Origin of the sequence: Litorimonas sp. RW-G-Af-16 (assembly GCF_048319245.1) — a bacterium.
Lineage (GTDB): Bacteria > Pseudomonadota > Alphaproteobacteria > Caulobacterales > Maricaulaceae > Litorimonas.
On sequence record NZ_CP166993.1, the window covers coordinates 1997872 to 2017318 of the forward strand.

Here is a 19447-nt window from a genome sequence, read left to right on the forward strand (position 1 = left end):
GTTTCAACAATGTGAGGCAGGTCTGAGGCGGATGATCCGTCAAAGTTTGAACGCCGGGCGGGTCGAACACACGTTCGGCTCGGAATTCAAAATTTGTGGGTCAGGGGTGCCGTCTCCTGCAATTAATTAATTATTGTCCAGGCGCGGCAGCACGCTGCGTCCAGAGTGTTTTGAGGCTCGCTGCGATGGTTGCGACATCTTCTTCCCCCGTCAGCTCTGCTGTGTAGGGGTCATATCCCAGTGCCGTATAGATATGTGCTGAGGCCTCGGCCATTTCGGCATGGATTGCATCACGGCGCGCTTCGGACACAATCGCATTCATGCGTTCGCGTACCAAAGTCTGACGCGAGGCGGATGAGGCCTTTGACAAGGCTTCAATTTGACCCAATATATCGCTCTGTACTTCAGCACCAGCATTGGCGGTTAAGAAGCTATCCATCAGGCTTTCATAACGGGCACGGGCCACACCCACTTGCGTCATCACTGCCATGCTAGCGGCGAGGGTGCGTTGGCGTTCTAGCTCTGCGCGGGCCTTCGCTTTTTTCTTCCGCGAGCCGATCGAGAAGACATTGATCAAATTCCAGCTGGCGCGTGCCCCGTAGTCCGCCCAATTATTGTTGAATAAAAAATCATTTGAACTGACATCGAGTCCGGCAAATCCTTCAAGGGATGGCAGCGCCTCTAGGACAGCTTTTTTCATTTCCTTCTCTCCAATGCGTTGCGCATAAATACTTTCACGGACTTCTGGACGGTTCTTCAGCGCTACATCAATCATCTCCGGGTAGCTCATCGCTAGGCGGCGTGGCAAAACAGATCGTGTCGGCATTTGCAGCGTGTAGTCCTGATCAGGCAGCAAACCCATCAACGAGGCCAGCTCCATCTTCGCGACAATCATATCGCGCGACAGGCTTTGGGCTTGGGCTTGAATATCATTTAATTCGCGCTGGTAAGATAAGGCTGGCATGGGCGCGGTGCGACGTGCCGCGAATTGAGATCGCGATTGATCAAATGCTGTTCGCACATCACTTTCCAAACCAGTTAGGCGTTGCGTCAAGCGTTCTGCGCTAACTGCGCGGAAATAGGCGCGATGGACGTCTTCCATGATTTGAATGATCACTTTGCGGCGGCGCTCTTCGTAAATACGCGCTTCATCAGCCAGCTGTTCAGACCGGATTTTTGACAAGCCGAAATCCAGCACATTCCAGGTCGCGGTCAAGTCGCCCGTAAACACATCACGTTCAGTTGACGTTGATGGCTCCAGAGATTGACGCCCTGATAAGAGCGAAAGGCTGGACGCGCCTGCTTCATTTGAGCGGCCATAATAGCCACCACTGGCGACAACACGTGGGAGCTGGTCATAGCGCGACACTTTATAGTCTGCTTGCGCCAGATCGATTTCCATCATTGCCACGCGATGATCGAGATTGTTTTTCAGCGCCCGTGCCATCGCCTCGTACAATGTAATGGATTGCGTGACAGGCGTTTGTTTCGCGGCAATATCAGCTTTAACGCCTTGCGAGAAAGATGTACTCTCCGCCTCCGTAATTGATTGGGTCTGAGTCGCGCAGCCGGTGAGGACCAATGCCCCCGCCCAAACCGTGCTCAATAAAAGTTTCCGCATAAATCTCTCCAAGTAAAATGCTATCCTTGGTTGTGTTATGCTGTAAAATTGTGAAGGGAGCGTTAAAATACACCCTCTAGTTTTATTTTTAAAATGAGATTCGCAGTTTCATCGAAGACTACGGTGAATTTATGTAATTGTTTTTATTGTGTTATTATAATGTATAACATGAGGTCAAACGGCTAAAACACGCATAGCGTGTTCAAATTAACTCGCCCTTAATACTATAATGCAATTTATAAGTGTATAACGCGAGGGCATCATGAAACACTACTTATTACCCATTATTCTGGGCAGCTACGCCACTTTTTACGCGCCGATGACGCTGGCAACGAGCGCGGGAACGGATGAGATAAACATAGAAACTCCCATGATTGCGCGTGGCGTTCTGGTCCCAAATCAAACCGCAGACATCGCCGCAGGCATGAGTGGTAAGCTGCTATCAGCGCCCTATAAGGCGGGACGTTATGTGAAAGCAGGGCAAGCGATCGCGCGCTTTGACTGCGCCCGCCAAGAGGCTGACCTTGAGGTGCGAGAACAAGCCCACCAAACTCTCGCTCTAAAATATAACAATCAAAATGAGTTGCTCTCTATGGGCGCCGCGGGTGAATTGGACGTGCAAATTGCGAAATCAGAGCGGGATCAAATCTCCGCAGAAATCCGCGCCATTAAAGTGGCTCTCAAAGACTGTGTTGTTACGGCCCCGTTTGCTGGCTACGTCGCGACGCGCCACGTCAGCGCTCATGAAACGCCCCAAATCGGGCAGCCGCTTTATTCTCTAATTCGCGCAGGCACAGCAGAAATGTCTGTGATCGCCCCTTCACACTGGGTGCGTTGGATGAAAGTCGGCACCCAATTTGAATTTAAAGTTGACGAAACTGGCGAGACTTTCACAGCCAAGATTGAGCGCCTGTCGCCCTCCGTCGACCCTGTCAGCCAAACGATTGAAGTTACAGCGCGCCCTGCCAAATCAATCAAGGCCAAGCCCGGCATGAGTGGTATAGCCAGCTTTTCTGCGCCGCCGAAATCATGACGATCAAGCTTGTGGCCCCGAAGCCCGACGCAAAAACATCCGCGCCGCAACAGGCACAGGCAGAAGCGCCGCCTTCGCCCTTGCAGTTACTATTGCAGATCGAAGGCGAGGCTCTGAACGCAAAGGATCATCTATCCCTCAAACATCTGGCGGTGAACCGCCCGAAGAGCTTGCTGAAATGTGGTCATATTATCTGGGTATCGCGCTTAGGGCAGCGCCTGACTCTAGAGGCCATTTCAGGCATTGAGACGATTGATAAGCAAACTCCCTTCGCCCGCTGGCTTCACGGACACCTTTTGGGTCGTGCCAAAAACGGAGACTTACAAAACCGCGCAAGCTTTGTGCTGGGCAGCCGGCGCGCCAATGATGCCTTCGACTACCCGTTCGAGCACGCCTGCTTCGTCCCCTTCGCCCCGAACCCAAAACGCGGGGGTCTGCTGTTCACGCGCGATGAAGCCTTTGAAGATAAAGACGCGCCGATTATGCTTCGGCTCTCGCAGATTTTCGGCATGGTTGACGCCGCAATGCAGGGCCGAAAACGCTCGCGCATGAGTGCACGCAAGCGCACAGTTTTACTTGCGACCTGCGCTATATTGGCAGCCATCGCCTGCATCCCGGTGCCCATGACAACGCTCGCACCAGCCGAAATTATCGCAGCTGACCCCCATATTATCACCGCCCCCATGGAAGGCGTCGTGCAGCAAATCCTCGTCAAGCCAAATGCGCTCGTGGCTGAAGGCACACCCCTTGTGCAATTTGAGGACGTCGCGTTGCGCAATGAATATTTACTGGCCCAACAAGAGTTACAACTGGCCGACGCACGGCGGCGAAAAGCGGGCTTAACAGCATTCATTGATGGTGAGGCCAAACGCGAAATTGCGATTGCAGACGCGGAAGCCAAGCTCGCTGCAGCAAAGCTCAACTACACACGTGACCGCCTATCACGCACAATGCTTCTCGCTCCCAAGGGTGGGTTAGCGCTATACACAAATCCCTCAGATTGGACGGGGCGACCCGTGACAACCGGTGAAGCAATTATACAAATTGCTGAACCCACACGCGTGCTGCTGCGCATTGATGCCCCCCTCGCTCATGGCGAGGCATTGCAAAGCGGCGCGCGCGTGCGGATGTTTCTAGACAGCGACCCTGTCAATGCGCTGGACGCAAGCTTGCTACGCGCGAGTTTCCACGCCAGCCCATCCCCCGAAAGCGGCATGGTATTCGAGGCTTTTGCTAAGTTAGATAATGACGTCACCCCTCGTATTGGCGCCCGAGGCGTCGCAAAAATTTATGGTGAGAAAGCGCCGCTTGGCTATTGGCTTGCGCGGCGACCTCTAACACTTTTACGGCAAATGACGGGACTCTGAAGACGTGAGTGCGGCCGACCCACACTTGCCGTCTCTAAGGCAAGAGTTATCAATTATCCGCGATGGCCTGCATGGTAGCTGGATGATCTATGATCCGTTGCGGGGGAAGTTTCACCGTTTGGGCCACGCCGCTGTGACGGTATTATCATACTGGAAAGCAGAGCGCGCAGACGCCCTTCTTGAGCGCATCCAGCGCCAGGCACCAGAATTACGGTTTGATCGCGAAGCACTCGAAGATCTCACTGCGTTCCTACTCAAACAAAAACTGGCAACTCCAGAAGACGGAGCTCAGGCAGAGGCACTGGCGAATGAGGAGGCCGCGCAACGCAAGCCTTGGCATGAACAACTAATTCATAAATATCTCTTTTTTCGTATTCCTCTCTGGCAGCCACAAAATTTCCTCAACCGTTGGGGCGGGACCGTTTCGAAAGCTTTCCATCCAGCAACGGCATGGGCCTTCGCCGCTATCGGCCTCATCGGGACATTTTTTGCACTGCGTCAGTGGGAGCAATTCGTCAGCACATTTCTGTATTTTTTCACCTTCCAAGGGTTTCTTTTCTACGCGGCTTCGCTGATCGCAATTAAAGCTCTGCACGAATTAGGTCATGCCTTTGCTGCACATCATTTCGGCGCGCGCGTGCCAACCATCGGCCTCGCCTTCCTTGTGATGTTTCCCATACTCTATACCGATACAACAGATGCTTGGCGGATTAGTGATCGGCGGTCGCGTATCTTAATTAGCGGCGCGGGCATCATTACCGAATTATGTATTGCTGCGCTCTCTATCTTTCTCTGGAGTTTTTTACCCGATGGGGTGTTCCGATCTATCGCATTTTTCGCCGCAACGACCAGTTGGGTAATGTCGCTCGCAGTAAACTTAAACCCGTGGATGCGGTTCGATGGATATTATATTTTCAGCGATCTATTCGGCACAGAGAATTTGCAGGAACGCGGCTTTGCTGTGGGCCGTGACACGATGCGCAAAACACTGTTTGGCCTGTCCGATCCGACTGCCGAACAGACAACCGCCAGAGCAAGATTTGGCTTTACCGCGTATGCATGGTCCACATGGGTCTATCGGTTTTTCTTATTTATCGGGATCGCGATTTTAGTGCATCACCTCTTCCCCAAGGCGATTGGGATTGTGTTGTTTGTCGTTGAAATTGGAATTTTTATTGCGTTGCCGATCTCTCGGGAATTGCGCGTTTGGTGGAGTGAGAAAATGACCATATTAAATAATTCACGCGGGCGGGTAACTCTACTTATAGTCTCAGCACTTTTGATTGCCTTTCTGTTTCCGTGGCAGCGCACAATCACTGCGCCCGCCCTCATTCGCCCAGTCACGCAGTCAGAGATTTTTCCCATGAGCGCGGCTCGCGTTCTGGATGTTCCTGTGAGGAATGGTGAGCAGGTCATAGCGCAGCAAGTCTTAGCTGTCTTACACTCAGATGAATTAGAATATCGACTGGCGATAGCCAAGCTTAATCTCGCCTTGGCAGAGGCACAATGGAATCGCCAAGCCGCCAGTACAGAGGACCGGCAGCTTCGAAATATTTGGCGCGATCGTTTATCCGAGTCGCGAGCTGAATTGATTGCGACAGAAAAAGAAGTCGACCGCCTCACAATTCGTGCGCCGCACGCTGGCATCATTAGTGATGTGCCACTTGGATTCGTTGCAGGCCGTGAAATAGGTCGCGCAGACCGTTTGATGAGAATTGTAGATCCTAGTCGCGTGGAATTAATTGCTTTGCCCCGAGAGGTTGACGCTGCACGTTTGCAAGCTGGTGCATCTTTTACGTTCATCAGTGACCAACTCGGCGCAGCCAAACAAAAGGGACAGATTAATTTAATATCTCCAACAGCCGAGCAAGAAATTACAGCAAAAGAATTAACTGTCATCGGCGGGGGGGCATTGGCTGTGACTGAAAACATGGCGGGGGAATTAATCGCAGACATTCCTGTTTTCCGTGTGCAGGGACATGTCGAGGGTTTTACGCAATCACGACTAGATCGTGGCGTTGTTAAATTGCGAGCCACACCGACGAGTCCTGCAAAATCTGTCTGGAAAAATGTGATGAAAGTGCTGCTACGCGAGACAGACTTTTAAGATATTTATTCCGCGCGACCAATCAAAGGATAGCTCGCTTCCATGCGATAAATATTCGGGCCATTCACCTTTCTATGACTGGAGAAGAGAAAAAATTCATCAACCAAAAAAGGCAAAGTCTCAAAATCTGCTAGCCTTTTTTCAAAGCTGATAATGCGGTCAATCGGCGAGAATGGTTTTAGGTAAGCGAGTGTAACATGCGGGCGGTAGAGGCGTTTCTCCATTTGAATTCCTGCACGCCGCGCTGCATTTTTGCAATGCTCATGCAAGCGGGTCAACGCAGGATTCGGCGCTACGCCAATCCAGATCGCATGGGGTTCAGCCTTGCCGAAGTGCCCTGCTCCTCGCAATTCAATCTCAAGACTTGGCAGAGGTTTGCGCGCGAGTTCTTCGTCCAGAATTTCAGCGCGGTCATCATCGACCTCACCGAAATATCCGAGTGTTATGTGTAATTTATCCGCATCCGACCAACGCGCACCCGACACACCTTTCTGCTCTTTGACCAAGCGTTTCGTCGTGCGCGGCGGCAGTTTGATGGCGGCGAATAATATCATTTAGGCGACGGGCGAGCGGTAGGTCTCATGGATTCTCGCCGCCTCTTTTTCCATTTCGTCTGTCCAGACAATTTCGTGAGCGTTGATGTTCTCTTCAAGCTGCTCCATCGTCGTCGCCCCAATAATATTGGATGTGAGGAAGACCCGCGTTTCAACAAATTTCAGCGCAAATTCAGTCGGCGTCAGGCCAAGCTTCCGAGCCGTATCATTACAATCGATAATCGCGTCTTGCGCGGCGCTATATCGACCCAAGAAGTCTGGAAACAAGTCTTTGCGCGAGCCTTTAGGCGTTTTGCCGTCATCATATTTGCCCGTCAGTAGACCCATTGCGAGCGGCGAATAGGCGAGCAAGCCAACACCTTCGCGCATCGCAATTTCCGCCCGCTCATAATCGAAACGGCGAGATATAAGCGAATAGACACATTGATTGGAGACCATGCGCGGCCAGCCATTGCGGTCTGCAATTTCCAAGAATTTCATCGTCGCCCAGCCATATTCATTCGATAGGCCGACATGTCGAATATTCCCTTTTTCCACGTGGCGATGCAGCGCGCCAAGTATATCCTCCAGCGCCACCATCTCTTCCGTGTCGTAATCGCGGTAGCTGTGAAATCCAAAGCCTGCAATGTCACGGTCCGGCCAGTGGAGCTGATAGAGATCGATATAATCCGTCTTGAGCCGCTTGAGCGATTTTTCTACCGCTTCGTCTATTTGCGCAGGCGTGTGACGTGTTTGCGTGGCGCTATCTCGCGTCCATTTCATCGCGGAACGGCCCGCAACTTTTGTGGCCAAAATATATTGATCTCGATTCTTTCGGGCCTCAATCCAGTTGCCGATATATTCTTCGGTGCGGCCTTGGGTCTTTGGGTCGCCGGGCACAGGATACATTTCCGCGGCGTCAATGAAGTTAATCCCGCGATCTATTGCGTAGTCGAGCTGCTCGTGCGCCTCGGCCTCAGTGTTCTGCTCTCCCCAGGTCATTGTGCCGAGGCACACCGTGGTGACTTCGATATCTGTCTGTCCGAGTTTGCGCTTTTCCATAAGTTTTTCCTTAATGATATATAGTGTGAAACACTTTGAATTCTGTGCCACATGCCTTATATATATGGTAAGTCCGTCGCAACGGATAACCTTGTTCATGGAGAACTTTATGAGTAATCAGTATAACCCAGGCGTCGCCGCGTCCGCCGAGACAGATCTCGGCCTGCGCAGCTTTATGCTGGGCACCTATCGCTATATGGCGTTGGCTATGGCGGTCACCGCTGGTGTGGCATATTTCGTTGGGCAAGCGATCATTGCTAATCCAAACATTTTGGGTTTGATTTATAACCCCGTCGTCGCAATAGCCTCTTTCTTTATCATTGTATTTGGATTCGGCATTGTCGGTAAAAAATTGCCCTCAATGAGCCTTGGCGGCGTGCTAGCCTTCCTGTTCGGCTTTGCCGCCTTTATGGGCGTTCTGATGTCAGCTTACGCTTCAATCTACGATCCGTATATCGTTGCAAAGATATTCTTTATGACAGTCGCAATGTTTGGAGCCTTGAGCCTATTTGGTTACACAACTAGCTTTAATCTCAGCTCAATTATCAAGTATGCGGCAGCTGCATTTTTAGGCTACATCGCTCTGGGATTGATTGGCATGTTTGTGCCGCAACTAAGCCCGTTTAACGGCGGTGTCTTCGGTACAGTAATCTTGGCGATCGCTTTGCTCGCAATCTCTGTCATCGTGGCGTGGGAAACACAAATGCTCAAGCGCGTCTATTACGGTAGCGTTGGCAACCCTGCGATGATGAAGAAACTGTCAGCCTTTGGCGCAGCGTCGCTTCTGCTGGCTTTCATCAACATGTTCCAAATCTTGATGAGCTTGTTTGGTCGCGATTAATTTCTGGCCCTAACCCAGATTAAGAAAAGCCCGTCATTTTGGCGGGCTTTTTTTGTGGCGGCTATATAGTTTTAAAGCGTTGTTTATCAAAGACGCGCAGCACAGCATCTAACTCATGACCGCGCTTTAAGACTAAGCCACCTGGCGCAATCACGGCGAACTGCCCTTGCTTTTGTCGCAAGGCTGGCACTTTCTCGATACGGTAGAGCGCATGTTCTGATGCCTTGCGGTAGATCGAGAACACGGCCTTATCCCGCAGGAAATCCATCGCGTAGTCTTTCCAATCTCCTTGACTCACCATCTGCCCATAGACGTTAAGGATGAGCGACAGCTCCTTGCGGTTAAACGCGACTTGGGAAGGTTTCCCACGCTTATTTTGCGGGGATGGCAGCGGCACAATATTCGTCATACTCTTGATATATGGCAGATCGCCCGCGGTGAGAAGGGTTAACGCGCCTTAATCTCCCTCTCGGTTTTGTAACGATGTGCCACAAAGTTGCCTTATTTGGGTCGTGTTCTAGGCATATTACCGATCTATCAAATGATCGTTGTCAGGCGGGACTTGTGAAAGCACGGTTTCTTACAGCCCCCCCAGCCCCCGGGTTTCCGCGGGTTCCGTCAGATAACTCCCACGTTCCTAAGACATTCATCCCGAAGTATTTATACCAAGGATGAAGAAAACGAACCTTTCGCGTCCAGCCCCGCGATAAGGTTCGTTTTTTATTGGGGTAACGGTTTTCAAATACTACGGCGCGTAAGTCGCAACGGCGAGAATTTTGGCAGTCTCTGGTGCATGAAATAAAGCAGCGTAAGATTGGCCATCATTGCGGGAAAGCGGCACAGAGACAGGCTTTCCCGTCCATTCAACGATCTCAATATCTGTGACCACATTGGTAAGACTGAGCGTCCGCCCGCCATTTTCGCCCGCCTTGACCGCCACATCTTGTAGACCTGGCGTATAGCTTACGACAGCGACAGCGCCGCCAGCAGGCAAGTTTGACGTCACAAAAAATTGGCCTTTTTCCCACCATAACTGCGGAGCCGCATCCGTGTCTGACAGTGGCATAGAGAGCATATCTTTGACCGAATATTTCGGACTATGCGCCGAACCGTTGAGGACAATTTGCGGTGTGTAGAGATTGGCGCCGTTCAAAGCTTCGCGGTAATCGCGCTGTCGATCCGTGAATTTTGGGTCACCGAATGTATCTTTCCATCCCAAATAATCCCAATAAGTCACGCCGTAGCTGAGCGCTAAAACCCCTGGCTCTTGCGCGACCAGACTGACGCGGCGGTTAGACGGCGGGCAGGACGAGCAGCCTTGGGACGTAAACAACTCCACCACATGGGTCGTTTTTTGTGGCGCTTCATCGGCAACTACCGAAGCTGCGGGCCAGAGAAGGCCCAGTCCCAAGAGGCATGTCAGTGTCATATGTTTCATGACGCCGTCATAGCGCGTGAAAACTGAACACGCTATAAACGTGTGCATCACATGCGCGTGAGGCGCATCTTTGCTGGTTACATGGACGGGGTCACGGTAGACCGTTTCTTCTCGTCCTCATCCATATCGGGGTGGCCATCGGCAGATAACAGCACAGCGATCCAACGCGTTGTATCAAATTGTGCCAAAATAATCATGATGATTACGGTCAACGGCGCAGACAGAAACGCGCCCACCCCGCCCCATAATGCTCCCCACAGGGTCAGCGACAAAACCACAACCAGCGCAGACAAATTCATGCTATCGCCCATCATCTTCGGCTGGATCGTATTGCCAATAATAAATTGTGCGCCAAACAAAATGCCTGCGAGCAAAGCAATTTTTCCGCCGCTGTCAAATTGCACCAAAGCGAACATGCACGGCAGCGCCACCGCCGCTAATCCCCCCACGATTGGGATATAATTTAAGATAAAAATCACAAGCGCCCAGAACAGCGCATTATCGAGCCCCAAAGCCGTCATACCAATAAAGCTAATCACCGTTTGCATCAGACTGATAACGGTTTGAACGCCGAGATATTTTTCAATCGAATGACGAATACGCTCGCCAACCTTCCGGGCTTGTGCTCGACGGTCTGCATTGGGGAAAAGATCGTCCATTTTCTTAGGGAAGCTGCTCTGCGCAGCAAAGAGAAACGCGACGTAGATCGCAATCACCATGAAGTCTGACAAAACACCCTGAATAGACGCCGCAAAGCCAGCCAAGCCTGCTTCAACTTTATCTGTTAGCCCGAAACGCTCGTTCAGTGACCCAAAACTGACATCCTGTCCCGTCAAATTCCCTACCCAAGCAAAAATTTCGCTCAAGCGACCTTGGTATTTTGGCGCCTGATCGACCAGCCCAGCCGCTGTATCAGCAATAATGAAAACAATCCCAACAATCGCCGCAACAACCGTCAGCACCGCAATCGTAAGCGCCAACCAATACGGGAACTTTGGAGAGAGGCGGTCTAAAAATCGTGCAAAGGCATCAATGATCAACCAAATAAATATCGCCAACGCAAACGGTGCCATAAGGTGCCGCGTAAAATAGAGTGCCGTCACCGCTGCGAAGGCCGCGAGGAAGAGAAGGCTTGCGCGAATGGTTGTATCTTGTGTTTTCATGGCTTTAGTCCCTTGCCTATCGCAGCTAGCAGCGCGCGCGCACGTTTGCAATTAGGCTTTGTTATATTGTATTCATGCCCTATCCCCCATAACAAATTCGTTTCAGTCAGGGTATGCACATATGAGCGACAGTATTTTCATCGGGACAGATACAGATGGCAAGCGACAAAACCTCTTGTTCAAGCTCGCCAATCGACATGGACTCGTCGCAGGTGCGACAGGCACAGGCAAAACTGTCACCCTGCAAATCCTAACCGAAGGCTTTTCCAAAGCCGGTATTCCTGTCTTCGCCGCAGACGTCAAAGGCGATTTGTCTGGCATTTCGCAAGCCGGTAGCACCACCCATAAACTTCATGACAAGTTGATCAGCCGTGCAGAAAAAATTGGGCTGGAAGATTATAACTATGCCGCCATGCCTACGATCTTTTGGGACTTTTTAGGCAAGCAAGGTCACCCCGTGCGCACCACAATTTCTGAGATGGGGCCAACTTTATTGGCACGTCTGATGCAGCTTAATGAAACGCAGGAAGGCATATTAAATATCGCATTTGCCCTGTCGGACGATGAAAAAATGTTGTTGCTTGATGTCAAAGACCTGCGCTCATTGCTGAATTATATTTCGGACAACAGATCCGACATCAGTCGGCGATATGGTAATGTCACAAGTCAGTCTATTGCCGCGATACAGCGGAAAATACTGGTTTTAGAACGATCAGGTGGCGAGCGGTATTTTGGCGAACCTGCCTTAAAACTAGCAGATCTCATGCGAGTTGACGCAAATGGCAAAGGTGTTGTGTCAATTTTGGCAGCGGATGACCTAGTCAATCTTCCATCCGTTTATCCAACATTTTTGCTTTGGCTGCTCTCCGAATTATTTGAAGACCTCCCCGAAGTCGGCAATCCCGATAAACCCAAAATGATCTTCTTTTTCGACGAAGCGCATTTGCTTTTCGACGATGCCCCCAAAGCCCTTATCGATAAGATCGAGCAATTCGCGCGCTTGATCCGCTCTAAGGGCGTTGGCATTTATTTCGTCACCCAAAACCCTATGGACATTCCTGACAGCGTTTTGGGACAGCTTGGAAACCGTATTCAACACGCCTTACGCGCCTACACACCCAAGGAACAAAAAGCCGTTCGCGCAGCGGCCAGTTCATTCCGCGAAAACCCAAAACTTGATACCGAAGATGTCATCACAGACCTTGGCGTCGGCGAAGCGCTCGTCTCTCTGCTCGACGCTAAAGGCGTGCCTGGCATTGTAGGTCGCACAATGATCCGCCCGCCTGCCTCCCGTCTCGGCTCGGCTACTCCGACCGAGCGCGAGGCTGTCTTGGCTGATAGCCCCGTCAAAGGCATATACGATAAACCCGTTGACCGCGAAAGTGCCTATGAAATTCTAGAGGCTAAAACAGAAGCCGATGCCAAAGCAGCCGCCAAGGCAGAGGCGGCAGCTGAAAAAGCGAAAAAAAATCCAAAGCCAAAGCCAAGACGCCAGCGAAAAGAAAAACGCGCAAGAAACAAAACCAAATTATGAAAGAGGTCAAATACGAGGCGAAGCTAATGTTCCGCCGTGGCTTGCGGTCCGCGATTCGCGGTATCCTCGGCAGTATTACGCGGCGATAAATGCTCACCCGCTTCGCGCCATCCCCGACAGGCTTCTTGCATCTAGGCCATGCCTTTGCCGCGCGGCAGGCATTTTCTTTCGCAGCAAATAATGGCGGGCAGTGCCTGCTGCGAATTGAAGATATTGATCATACGCGGTGCAAGATCGAGTATAGGACTGCGATCTATGAGGATTTGCGTTGGCTAGGGTTTCAATGGCCAGAGCCTGTGCGTGTGCAAAGCGATCACTTGGTCGATTACGCGACAAGCGTAGCCACCCTGATCGAACGTGGTCTCGCCTATCCTTGTGGCCTAAGCCGTGCAGAGTTGGCCACCGGTCAGAGGTCTACTCAAGATCAATCTATATCCACCGATAAATTTTTAGATTATTTTACTACGCCCTCTAGCGCTTCGAAACTCTCCCTCCCTTTCGCCGTCAGACTAAACCTATCCGCAGCCTTGACATATGTTAGTGATTACTCACTACTATATAAAGCAACCACACCTGCTAAGGCGGATGCGCTGATTGAGCAGGATGCACGCCCCAGCCTTGAGCGATGGACAAATGGCAACCATCCCGACCCCATCATCGCCCGCAAGGATATTGGCACAAGCTATCACATCGCCGTCACCCATGACGACGCGCTTCAGGGTGTCACTTACATCATACGCGGCGCCGACTTTATCGATCAAACGCCTTTACAAGTTCTGATCCAGCGTCTCATGGATTGGCCCACACCTGTATATCACCATCACCCACTATTGATGCGGCATGACGGCGAGAAATTGTCTAAACGCACTCACGACACAACCCTTCGCAGCTTGCGAGAAAAAGGCCTGACACCAGAGGACATCTTCGCTATGGCGACGCCATGACAGCGGATATGATTTTAAATGTGTTTGACTGGGCGGGTGTCTTCGTCTTTGCGCTTTCTGGCGGTCTCATGGCTGTGCGGCAGCGATTTGATATTTTAGGCGTCATTATAATCGCGTGGTTGCCAGCAATAGGCGGCGGCACTTTGCGCGATCTTATTTTGGACGTCCCCGTTTTTTGGCTTTCTGATCCAACAGGGCTATGGCTCGCGACTTTGGCAGGGATTGCCGCGTTTTTTGGCCCTGCCTTCTGGGCACGCATCCGCGCTCTGGTATGGGTCGACGCAATGGGTCTGGCCTTGTTTGCAGTCGTGGGCGCGTCTAAGGCAGCGGAACTGGGCCACGGCTTTTTAATTTGCACACTGATGGGCGCTGTCACTGCCACAGCGGGCGGTTTACTCCGCGATGTCGTGTGTAACGAAACACCGCTATTATTGCGCGAGGAAATCTATGCGACAGCGGCGATCTTTGGCGCGGCAGGTTATTTCTTGGCGCACACATACGGCGTATCAGAGTTGGGCGCACTATCCCTCGGGGCAATAGTCGCTTTTGTGATTCGGGCTTTGAGCCTGAAATTCAAACTCAACCTCCCCCGCGCGAATTTTGAACGCTAGCCTATAACGGCTAATCTGATATAGGTTTTACATGGCAGATAAGGCTTCCGATTTCGTTTTTGACATTTGGTATTTTGCTGGACTGTCAAATGATGTGGCCCGCGGACAGCTGGTCCGACGCGAAATTGCGGGAGAGCCCATCACGCTGGGGCGAAATGAAGACGGAACAGTCTTTGCCATGCGGGATGTCTGCCCCCACCGCGCGGCGCCTTTATCCTCTGGTTGCCTCAAATCTGGCACAGTTGAGTGTCCCTATCATGGCTGGCGCTTCGGGATTGAGGACGGTGCATGCCAAGAAATCCCTGCCCTCTGCGAGGGGCAAAATATGGACACTCAAAAGATCAAAGTCCGCATCTTCCCGACCCAAGAAAACGGTGCACTCATCTGGGTATATATTGCTGCCGATAAGCGTTTCGCAGGGCACCCCAAAATCTCTCCTCCAGCCTTTCCTTTTGCAACAGGTCGAGCCGTTATTGATGATAATTTGACCTTGAATTGTCATGTCGGTCACGCCGTTATCGGACTGATGGATCCCGCCCACGACCCCTATGTCCATCGGCAATGGTGGTGGCGGTCAGAGCACTCTATCCACGAAAAATCCAAAGCGTTTGAACCACGCGAGCGTGGCTTCGCCATGGCCTCCCATAGCCCGTCTTCCAACTCCTTCGCCTATAAATTGCTCGGTGGTAAACCCATCACAGAGATCGCGTTTCAACTGCCTGGAATTCGCACAGAGGAGATTAAAGTCGGCGACAAAACTGTGCTGTCTTTCACGGCTGTGACGCCTATCGATGCAACCCATACGCAAATTCGTCAGATTTTTTTCAGCGACCATCTTGCCTTTAAAATGCTCAAACCCATCATTGCATCTGGTGCACGAAAGTTCCTGCGCCAAGATGCAGATATGGTCGATTTGCAACAAATGGGATTGCGCCATGACCCCACGCTAATGCTGATTGAAGACGCCGATACGCAGGCGAAATGGTATCACCAACTCAAGCGCGAATGGGCCAAAAGTCGCGCGGAGGGACGGGAATTTAAAAATCCTGTGAAAGCTAAAATTTTGCGCTGGAGAAGCTAATGAAGCGGTCTGTGAAATGGGGTTTTGGCTTGCTGGGCACAGCCCTTTTGGCAGGCGGATTATACGTCTTTGGCGTATTTGTTCCCGGCACAGATGCCAAGATGAACCCAGTTCTTCCCCACGCGCCATATCCCGTCTCAGCAAACGCGAAGGCTCTGCATGAGCAGCTTTATGTCGCCGACCTTCATGCAGATAATCTGCTCTGGCGGCGGGACAGTGCGAAACGCCAGACACGGGGTCACGTCGACTTGCCACGACTCCGCGATGGGGGCGTAGAGTTTCAGATATTTTCGGCTGTCACCAAGTCGCCGCGTGGCTTGAATTTTGACGACAACGCCAGTGACGCGCCGGATGATATTGCCCTGCTGGCCAAAGCGCAGCTCTGGCCAATTCGGACATGGAATTCCATTTATGAACGCGCGGCCTACCAAGCACAGCGCCTACAAAAGATCGAATCCAAGCCGAAAAACAGGCTCGTTATTGTGCGCAAAGCGAGCGACTTGCAACAGCCTGAAGGTGTGCTGGCCGGGCTTCTTCTCACCGAGGGGGCGCACCCGCTGGAAGGCAAGATAGAGAATATATCGCGGCTCTATGATGAGGGATACCGCGCGATGGGTTTGCAGCATTTTTTCGACAACGCGCTCGGCGGCTCTATGCACGGACACTCCAAAGGCGGTCTGACGGAATTTGGTCGTGAAGCTGTGTTGGAAATGCGCCGCCAAGGCATCATCATCGATGTCGCCCATAGCAGCGAGCAAGTCGTGCGCGACGTCCTCGCCCTCACCCCTGATCCTATTTTCATCAGCCATGGCGGCACCATCGCTCATTGCCCTAAAACCGCTAATCGCAATCTCCCTGATGACGTGCTGCAGCAGATCGCCAAGCGCGGTGGGATCATTGGAATTGGCTATTTCAACGGCGTGATCTGCGACATCAGTCCCAAAGGCATTGCCAGCGCGATCATAGATGCCGTTGAGTTACTCGGCTCCAATGCTGTCGCGTTAGGGTCAGACTTTGACGGGACGGTTACAGTCAGTCTGGACACATCAGAACTGGCCGCCATCACCCATGAATTGCTGCGCCAAGGCATGGACGAACCAACGATCCGTCGCGTGATGGGCGAGAATGCGAAGGCGTTTTTTGCAGCGAACTTACCACAAGATTGATCTACAGCGCAGAGCCTTCAATCTCGGCTTCCAGTATTTCGAGGCGCTCTTTGACGGCCTTCAATTCAGGATAAAGTGAGTTAGCCTCACGGTAGGCTTCCAGCGCATCCTCTTGTCGGCCGAGTTGTTCAAACACATTGCCCATTGTCCATAGTGCATAAAAATGGCGAGGTTCTTCGACTAAGGCACGTGTGGCCTCAACAAGAGATCGAGAATAGTTTTTTTCTTCCAGCGCTAGCCTCGCACTTCGCGCCCACCCTTCGGCATAGTTTGGTTCTAGGGTAATTACCTGATCATACATGCGGCGCGCGAGTTTCGACTTGCCTTTTTTCTGCGCATCCGACCCGCGGCGTAGCACCAAATTCACAGAAGCCGATCCGCTGTCGAGCCAAACCGCCCAAATTTCTTCCGCAATCAAATTCGCGTCATCCGCATTGGGCGCCGCTTTGAGGCGATCAAACATATCGTCCAGTCGGGCTTGGCGTTCAGCCGCCGCGCTAAGCTGCGAGTAATCGGGTTGATCAACGATATTCTTGTTGTCCAACGCGTCCGTTGTGTCATCCGTTTGCGGATTGGGAGGCGTGGTCGGAATTTCGATCTCCGGCACAGGCACGGGGAGAGGCGTTGGCGCAGGTAGGTCTTGAGCGAACGCCGCACTTGCCCCAAAAAGGACAATGCAGGACGTAGCTATAATGAACCGATATGACATGCAGACATAGTTACGCCTCCGACCATGGCTGGCAAGAGGCGCAAACATAACTTTTTGGCGAGGATTACCCCCCGACATGTGTAATTAGCCCTGACGCGCCTTAAAACGCGGGTCAGTTTTGTTGATCACATATAGACGGCCTTTACGACGCACAATTTGGCAATCGCGGTGACGGTTTTTCAGTGATTTCAGCGAGCTGCGAACTTTCATGGCTCTAGCCTTCCTCTTTTAGAATTCGTGAACGCGCGATATATGCGGGGGATAGGGTCAAGTCAACGCCTAAACCGCGCTTAACTGCGCTCAATCGCGGCGACATGAAAGCTAGCCCGCCGAGGCTTTGTTAAGGATTATCGCTTATTTGTCATGTTTTACGCCCTATGCGAGTAGGGACAGAATTGGTAGCACACATTATGCACCGTTTTTTGATTTCTTTCGCCCTATTTTCCTTCGCCTTGCTCAGCACGTCTTGCGCGTCTGCTGGAGACTCTGATGCGGACATACCTGCAGCAAATGAAGCGCAGACAGAGACGCCCCCTATCAGAAATGCAGAAGCCACGAACACAGAAGCCACAAACACAGATGTCACGCACAATTCTGTTATGACGGAAGCTGAAAAATTTAATGTCTGGAAAGCCGATTTTATGCAGCGCGCCGTCGCGCAAGGCTATAGTCAAGACCTCGTCGCCCGCCTGATTGCCCCCGCCACAATTAATCCCAAAGCGATTGAACGCGACAAAACGCAACCAGAATTCACGAAACCTGTGTGGTCATATGTGGACGGGGCAGCGTCTGCTTCGCGTGTTAATTCTGGTGAAACCAAGCTTGCCAATTTCCGTACCACATTTGATGCGATTGAAGCCCGTTACCAAGTGCCGCGTCATATCCTGACTGCGATCTGGGGTCTAGAAACCGCTTACGGCAAGATCATGGGCAGCGATGATATGGTCAGCAGCCTTGCCACCCTCGCCTATCAAGGACGCCGCCGCACCTTTGCGGAACGTGAAATGTTGGCTCTGTTAGAAATGGTGCAAGACGGTTATGTGCGCCAAGATCAACTCGTCGGATCATGGACAGGCGCCATGGGTATGACGCAATTTATCCCGACGACTTTCCGAGATTACGCCGTTGATTTCGATGGCGACGGTAACAAAGACCTCTGGGAAAGCGAGGCCGACGCGCTCGGCTCTGCGGCGCATTACTTATCGCGACATGGCTGGCGCGCAAGTGAACCTGTTATGGAAGAAGTGCGTGTCGTCGATGGCTTTGATTATGGCTTGACTGAAACCACGAAGCGCACCGTCAATCAATGGACCACTGCAGGCGTTATGACTATGAACGGGCAGCCATGGACGGCTGATGCAGGCTTCTTGGAAGCTAAGTTGATTGCACCGGGCGGGCATCGCGGGCCGAAGTTTTTGATCTTCAAAAACTTTGATGTCATCAAGAAATATAACAACTCAACAAGCTACGCCATGGGCATAAATGTGTTGGGCGAGGCCTTGCGGGGAAACACAGTAATTTCAACGCCTTGGCCGCGCGAGAACGAGGCACTTTCCTTTGAAGACAAGAAAACAATGCAACGCAAATTAACGGCGCTAGGGTATTCAACTGGTGGTGTAGACGGACAAGTTGGCCCGAATACGCGCAAAGCCATTCGGGCTTGGCAAAATTCATTAGGGTTGCCCGCAGACGGCTATATGGAACAGGATTTACTCGCTCGCCTCTTGGCGCAATAGACACGAAATTCTGTAGATTCGGGCTAAATCACCCTAACATTCTCTTTACATTTTTTAATCTTTCGCCATGTTGCCGCCTTAATCTTCGACGAAATGTCGCGGATTGAGACACACATGGAGAACATCAATGTCTAAGAAATTACTCATGGCCGCCTTGGCCGCATCCACCCTCACTTTCACCGCTTGCGGCAATGCCGAAGAAGCGGCTGAGAAGGCCAAAGCGTCTGCATCTGAAGGCGCTGCAAATGTCAAAGAAGCCGCTGAAACGATGAAATCTGAGGCCGAAACGGCTGCAGAGCGCACAGCAGCAGAGATGAAAGAGCAAGCTGAAAAAATGAAGGACGCAACAAATGAAAATGTTGAACGTCTGAAAGAAAAAGGCGAAATGGCGGCTGAAGAAGCTGAAGCGTTGAAAAACGCAGCAGGTGAAAAAGCGGAAGCTATGAAAGATGCTAGCGAAAAAATGGTCGACGATGCCAAGAAAAAAGTTGAATAGGTCAA

Annotated in this window: 19 protein-coding genes; 11 read left to right on the forward strand and 8 right to left on the reverse strand. The window is 51.7% G+C overall.

Annotation, left to right across the window (positions count from 1 at the left end; genetic code table 11):
- Positions 1-130 precede the first annotated feature (130 nt).
- A complete protein-coding gene (locus tag AB8615_RS09830; protein ID WP_409432417.1) occupies positions 131-1621 on the reverse strand; it encodes a TolC family protein in 1491 nt (496 codons plus the stop codon).
- Positions 1622-1883: 262 nt separating this feature from the next.
- On the opposite strand from AB8615_RS09830, the gene AB8615_RS09835 reads away from it, so the two are divergent.
- From AB8615_RS09835 to AB8615_RS09845, 3 genes are read left to right on the forward strand one after another with little or no spacing between them, the layout of a single operon-like run.
- Complete coding sequence (locus tag AB8615_RS09835) at positions 1884-2654, forward strand: efflux RND transporter periplasmic adaptor subunit (protein ID WP_409432418.1); 771 nt, start codon at positions 1884-1886, stop codon at positions 2652-2654.
- On the forward strand, positions 2651-4021 hold the full coding sequence (locus AB8615_RS09840) for an HlyD family efflux transporter periplasmic adaptor subunit (protein ID WP_409432419.1): 1371 nt from the start codon (positions 2651-2653) through the stop codon (positions 4019-4021). The genes AB8615_RS09835 and AB8615_RS09840 overlap by 4 nt, the downstream gene beginning before the upstream one ends.
- A 4-nt stretch (positions 4022-4025) precedes the next feature.
- A complete protein-coding gene (locus AB8615_RS09845; RefSeq protein WP_409432420.1) occupies positions 4026-6128 on the forward strand; it encodes an HlyD family efflux transporter periplasmic adaptor subunit in 2103 nt (700 codons plus the stop codon).
- A 5-nt stretch (positions 6129-6133) separates the two neighbouring features.
- Here the strand turns inward: AB8615_RS09845 and thpR are convergent, their stop codons facing one another.
- A complete protein-coding gene (thpR, locus tag AB8615_RS09850) occupies positions 6134-6682 on the reverse strand; it encodes an RNA 2',3'-cyclic phosphodiesterase (protein ID WP_409432421.1) in 549 nt (182 codons plus the stop codon).
- Positions 6683-7723, reverse strand: coding sequence for an aldo/keto reductase (locus tag AB8615_RS09855; RefSeq protein WP_409432422.1), 1041 nt, complete (start codon positions 7721-7723; stop codon positions 6683-6685). It abuts the gene before it with no gap.
- 109 nt (positions 7724-7832) lie between these two features.
- Here AB8615_RS09855 and AB8615_RS09860 point away from each other — a divergent pair, with 109 nt between their 5' ends.
- Positions 7833-8564: a Bax inhibitor-1/YccA family protein gene (locus AB8615_RS09860; protein ID WP_409432423.1), complete on the forward strand. Its 732-nt coding sequence runs from the start codon at positions 7833-7835 to the stop codon at positions 8562-8564.
- A 61-nt stretch (positions 8565-8625) separates the two neighbouring features.
- On the opposite strand, the gene AB8615_RS09865 is transcribed toward AB8615_RS09860, so the two are convergent.
- From AB8615_RS09865 to AB8615_RS09875, 3 genes are all read right to left on the reverse strand, one after another.
- Positions 8626-8973, reverse strand: coding sequence for a DUF2794 domain-containing protein (locus AB8615_RS09865; RefSeq protein ID WP_409432424.1), 348 nt, complete (start codon positions 8971-8973; stop codon positions 8626-8628).
- A gap of 336 nt (positions 8974-9309) precedes the next feature.
- Positions 9310-10002, reverse strand: a complete 693-nt coding sequence (locus AB8615_RS09870) for a DUF1223 domain-containing protein (RefSeq protein ID WP_409432425.1) — start codon at positions 10000-10002, stop codon at positions 9310-9312.
- 77 nt (positions 10003-10079) lie between these two features.
- Entirely contained in the window at positions 10080-11165 is a 1086-nt protein-coding gene (locus AB8615_RS09875; RefSeq protein ID WP_409432426.1) for an AI-2E family transporter, read from the reverse strand.
- 121 nt (positions 11166-11286) lie between these two features.
- On the opposite strand from AB8615_RS09875, the gene AB8615_RS09880 reads away from it, so the two are divergent.
- The 5 genes from AB8615_RS09880 to AB8615_RS09900 all read left to right on the forward strand — a co-directional run bounded on the left by AB8615_RS09880 (position 11287) and on the right by AB8615_RS09900 (position 16501).
- Positions 11287-12699 (forward strand): helicase HerA-like domain-containing protein, encoded by a 1413-nt coding sequence (locus tag AB8615_RS09880; RefSeq protein ID WP_418152337.1) that lies wholly within the window; start codon positions 11287-11289, stop codon positions 12697-12699.
- A gap of 89 nt (positions 12700-12788) precedes the next feature.
- Positions 12789-13643, forward strand: a complete 855-nt coding sequence (gluQRS, locus tag AB8615_RS09885; protein ID WP_418152338.1) for a tRNA glutamyl-Q(34) synthetase GluQRS — start codon at positions 12789-12791, stop codon at positions 13641-13643.
- A complete protein-coding gene (locus tag AB8615_RS09890; protein ID WP_409432429.1) occupies positions 13640-14254 on the forward strand; it encodes a trimeric intracellular cation channel family protein in 615 nt (204 codons plus the stop codon). The genes gluQRS and AB8615_RS09890 overlap by 4 nt, the downstream gene beginning before the upstream one ends.
- Before the next feature lie 31 nt (positions 14255-14285).
- Positions 14286-15335: a Rieske 2Fe-2S domain-containing protein gene (locus AB8615_RS09895; protein ID WP_418152339.1), complete on the forward strand. Its 1050-nt coding sequence runs from the start codon at positions 14286-14288 to the stop codon at positions 15333-15335.
- A complete protein-coding gene (locus AB8615_RS09900) occupies positions 15335-16501 on the forward strand; it encodes a dipeptidase (RefSeq protein WP_409432431.1) in 1167 nt (388 codons plus the stop codon). The genes AB8615_RS09895 and AB8615_RS09900 overlap by 1 nt, the downstream gene beginning before the upstream one ends.
- A gap of 1 nt (position 16502) precedes the next feature.
- Here the strand turns inward: AB8615_RS09900 and AB8615_RS09905 are convergent, their stop codons facing one another.
- A complete protein-coding gene (locus tag AB8615_RS09905; RefSeq protein ID WP_409432432.1) occupies positions 16503-17210 on the reverse strand; it encodes a tetratricopeptide repeat protein in 708 nt (235 codons plus the stop codon).
- Between the two features lie 84 nt (positions 17211-17294).
- The gene (gene ykgO / locus AB8615_RS09910; RefSeq protein ID WP_026942405.1) at positions 17295-17420 is read right to left on the reverse strand and encodes a type B 50S ribosomal protein L36; all 126 of its coding nucleotides are present in this window, start codon (positions 17418-17420) and stop codon (positions 17295-17297) included.
- Between the two features lie 200 nt (positions 17421-17620).
- Here ykgO and AB8615_RS09915 point away from each other — a divergent pair, with 200 nt between their 5' ends.
- Complete coding sequence (locus tag AB8615_RS09915) at positions 17621-18946, forward strand: lytic murein transglycosylase (RefSeq protein WP_409432433.1); 1326 nt, start codon at positions 17621-17623, stop codon at positions 18944-18946.
- A gap of 127 nt (positions 18947-19073) precedes the next feature.
- Positions 19074-19442, forward strand: coding sequence for a hypothetical protein (locus tag AB8615_RS09920; RefSeq protein ID WP_409432434.1), 369 nt, complete (start codon positions 19074-19076; stop codon positions 19440-19442).
- The last annotated feature ends 5 nt before the right edge of the window (positions 19443-19447 follow it).

Coding starts and splice junctions, on each gene's coding strand:
- AB8615_RS09830 (WP_409432417.1), bottom strand. CDS start 1,621: ATGCGGAAACTTTTATTGAGCACGGTTTGGGCGGGGGCATTGGTCCTC.
- AB8615_RS09835 (WP_409432418.1), top strand. CDS start 1,884: ATGAAACACTACTTATTACCCATTATTCTGGGCAGCTACGCCACTTTT.
- AB8615_RS09840 (WP_409432419.1), top strand. CDS start 2,651: ATGACGATCAAGCTTGTGGCCCCGAAGCCCGACGCAAAAACATCCGCG.
- thpR (WP_409432421.1), bottom strand. CDS start 6,682: ATGATATTATTCGCCGCCATCAAACTGCCGCCGCGCACGACGAAACGC.
- AB8615_RS09855 (WP_409432422.1), bottom strand. CDS start 7,723: ATGGAAAAGCGCAAACTCGGACAGACAGATATCGAAGTCACCACGGTG.
- AB8615_RS09860 (WP_409432423.1), top strand. CDS start 7,833: ATGAGTAATCAGTATAACCCAGGCGTCGCCGCGTCCGCCGAGACAGAT.
- AB8615_RS09865 (WP_409432424.1), bottom strand. CDS start 8,973: ATGACGAATATTGTGCCGCTGCCATCCCCGCAAAATAAGCGTGGGAAA.
- AB8615_RS09870 (WP_409432425.1), bottom strand. CDS start 10,002: ATGAAACATATGACACTGACATGCCTCTTGGGACTGGGCCTTCTCTGG.
- AB8615_RS09875 (WP_409432426.1), bottom strand. CDS start 11,165: ATGAAAACACAAGATACAACCATTCGCGCAAGCCTTCTCTTCCTCGCG.
- AB8615_RS09880 (WP_418152337.1), top strand. CDS start 11,287: ATGAGCGACAGTATTTTCATCGGGACAGATACAGATGGCAAGCGACAA.
- gluQRS (WP_418152338.1), top strand. CDS start 12,789: ATGCTCACCCGCTTCGCGCCATCCCCGACAGGCTTCTTGCATCTAGGC.
- AB8615_RS09890 (WP_409432429.1), top strand. CDS start 13,640: ATGACAGCGGATATGATTTTAAATGTGTTTGACTGGGCGGGTGTCTTC.
- AB8615_RS09895 (WP_418152339.1), top strand. CDS start 14,286: ATGGCAGATAAGGCTTCCGATTTCGTTTTTGACATTTGGTATTTTGCT.
- AB8615_RS09900 (WP_409432431.1), top strand. CDS start 15,335: ATGAAGCGGTCTGTGAAATGGGGTTTTGGCTTGCTGGGCACAGCCCTT.
- AB8615_RS09905 (WP_409432432.1), bottom strand. CDS start 17,210: ATGTCATATCGGTTCATTATAGCTACGTCCTGCATTGTCCTTTTTGGG.
- ykgO (WP_026942405.1), bottom strand. CDS start 17,420: ATGAAAGTTCGCAGCTCGCTGAAATCACTGAAAAACCGTCACCGCGAT.
- AB8615_RS09915 (WP_409432433.1), top strand. CDS start 17,621: ATGCACCGTTTTTTGATTTCTTTCGCCCTATTTTCCTTCGCCTTGCTC.
- AB8615_RS09920 (WP_409432434.1), top strand. CDS start 19,074: ATGTCTAAGAAATTACTCATGGCCGCCTTGGCCGCATCCACCCTCACT.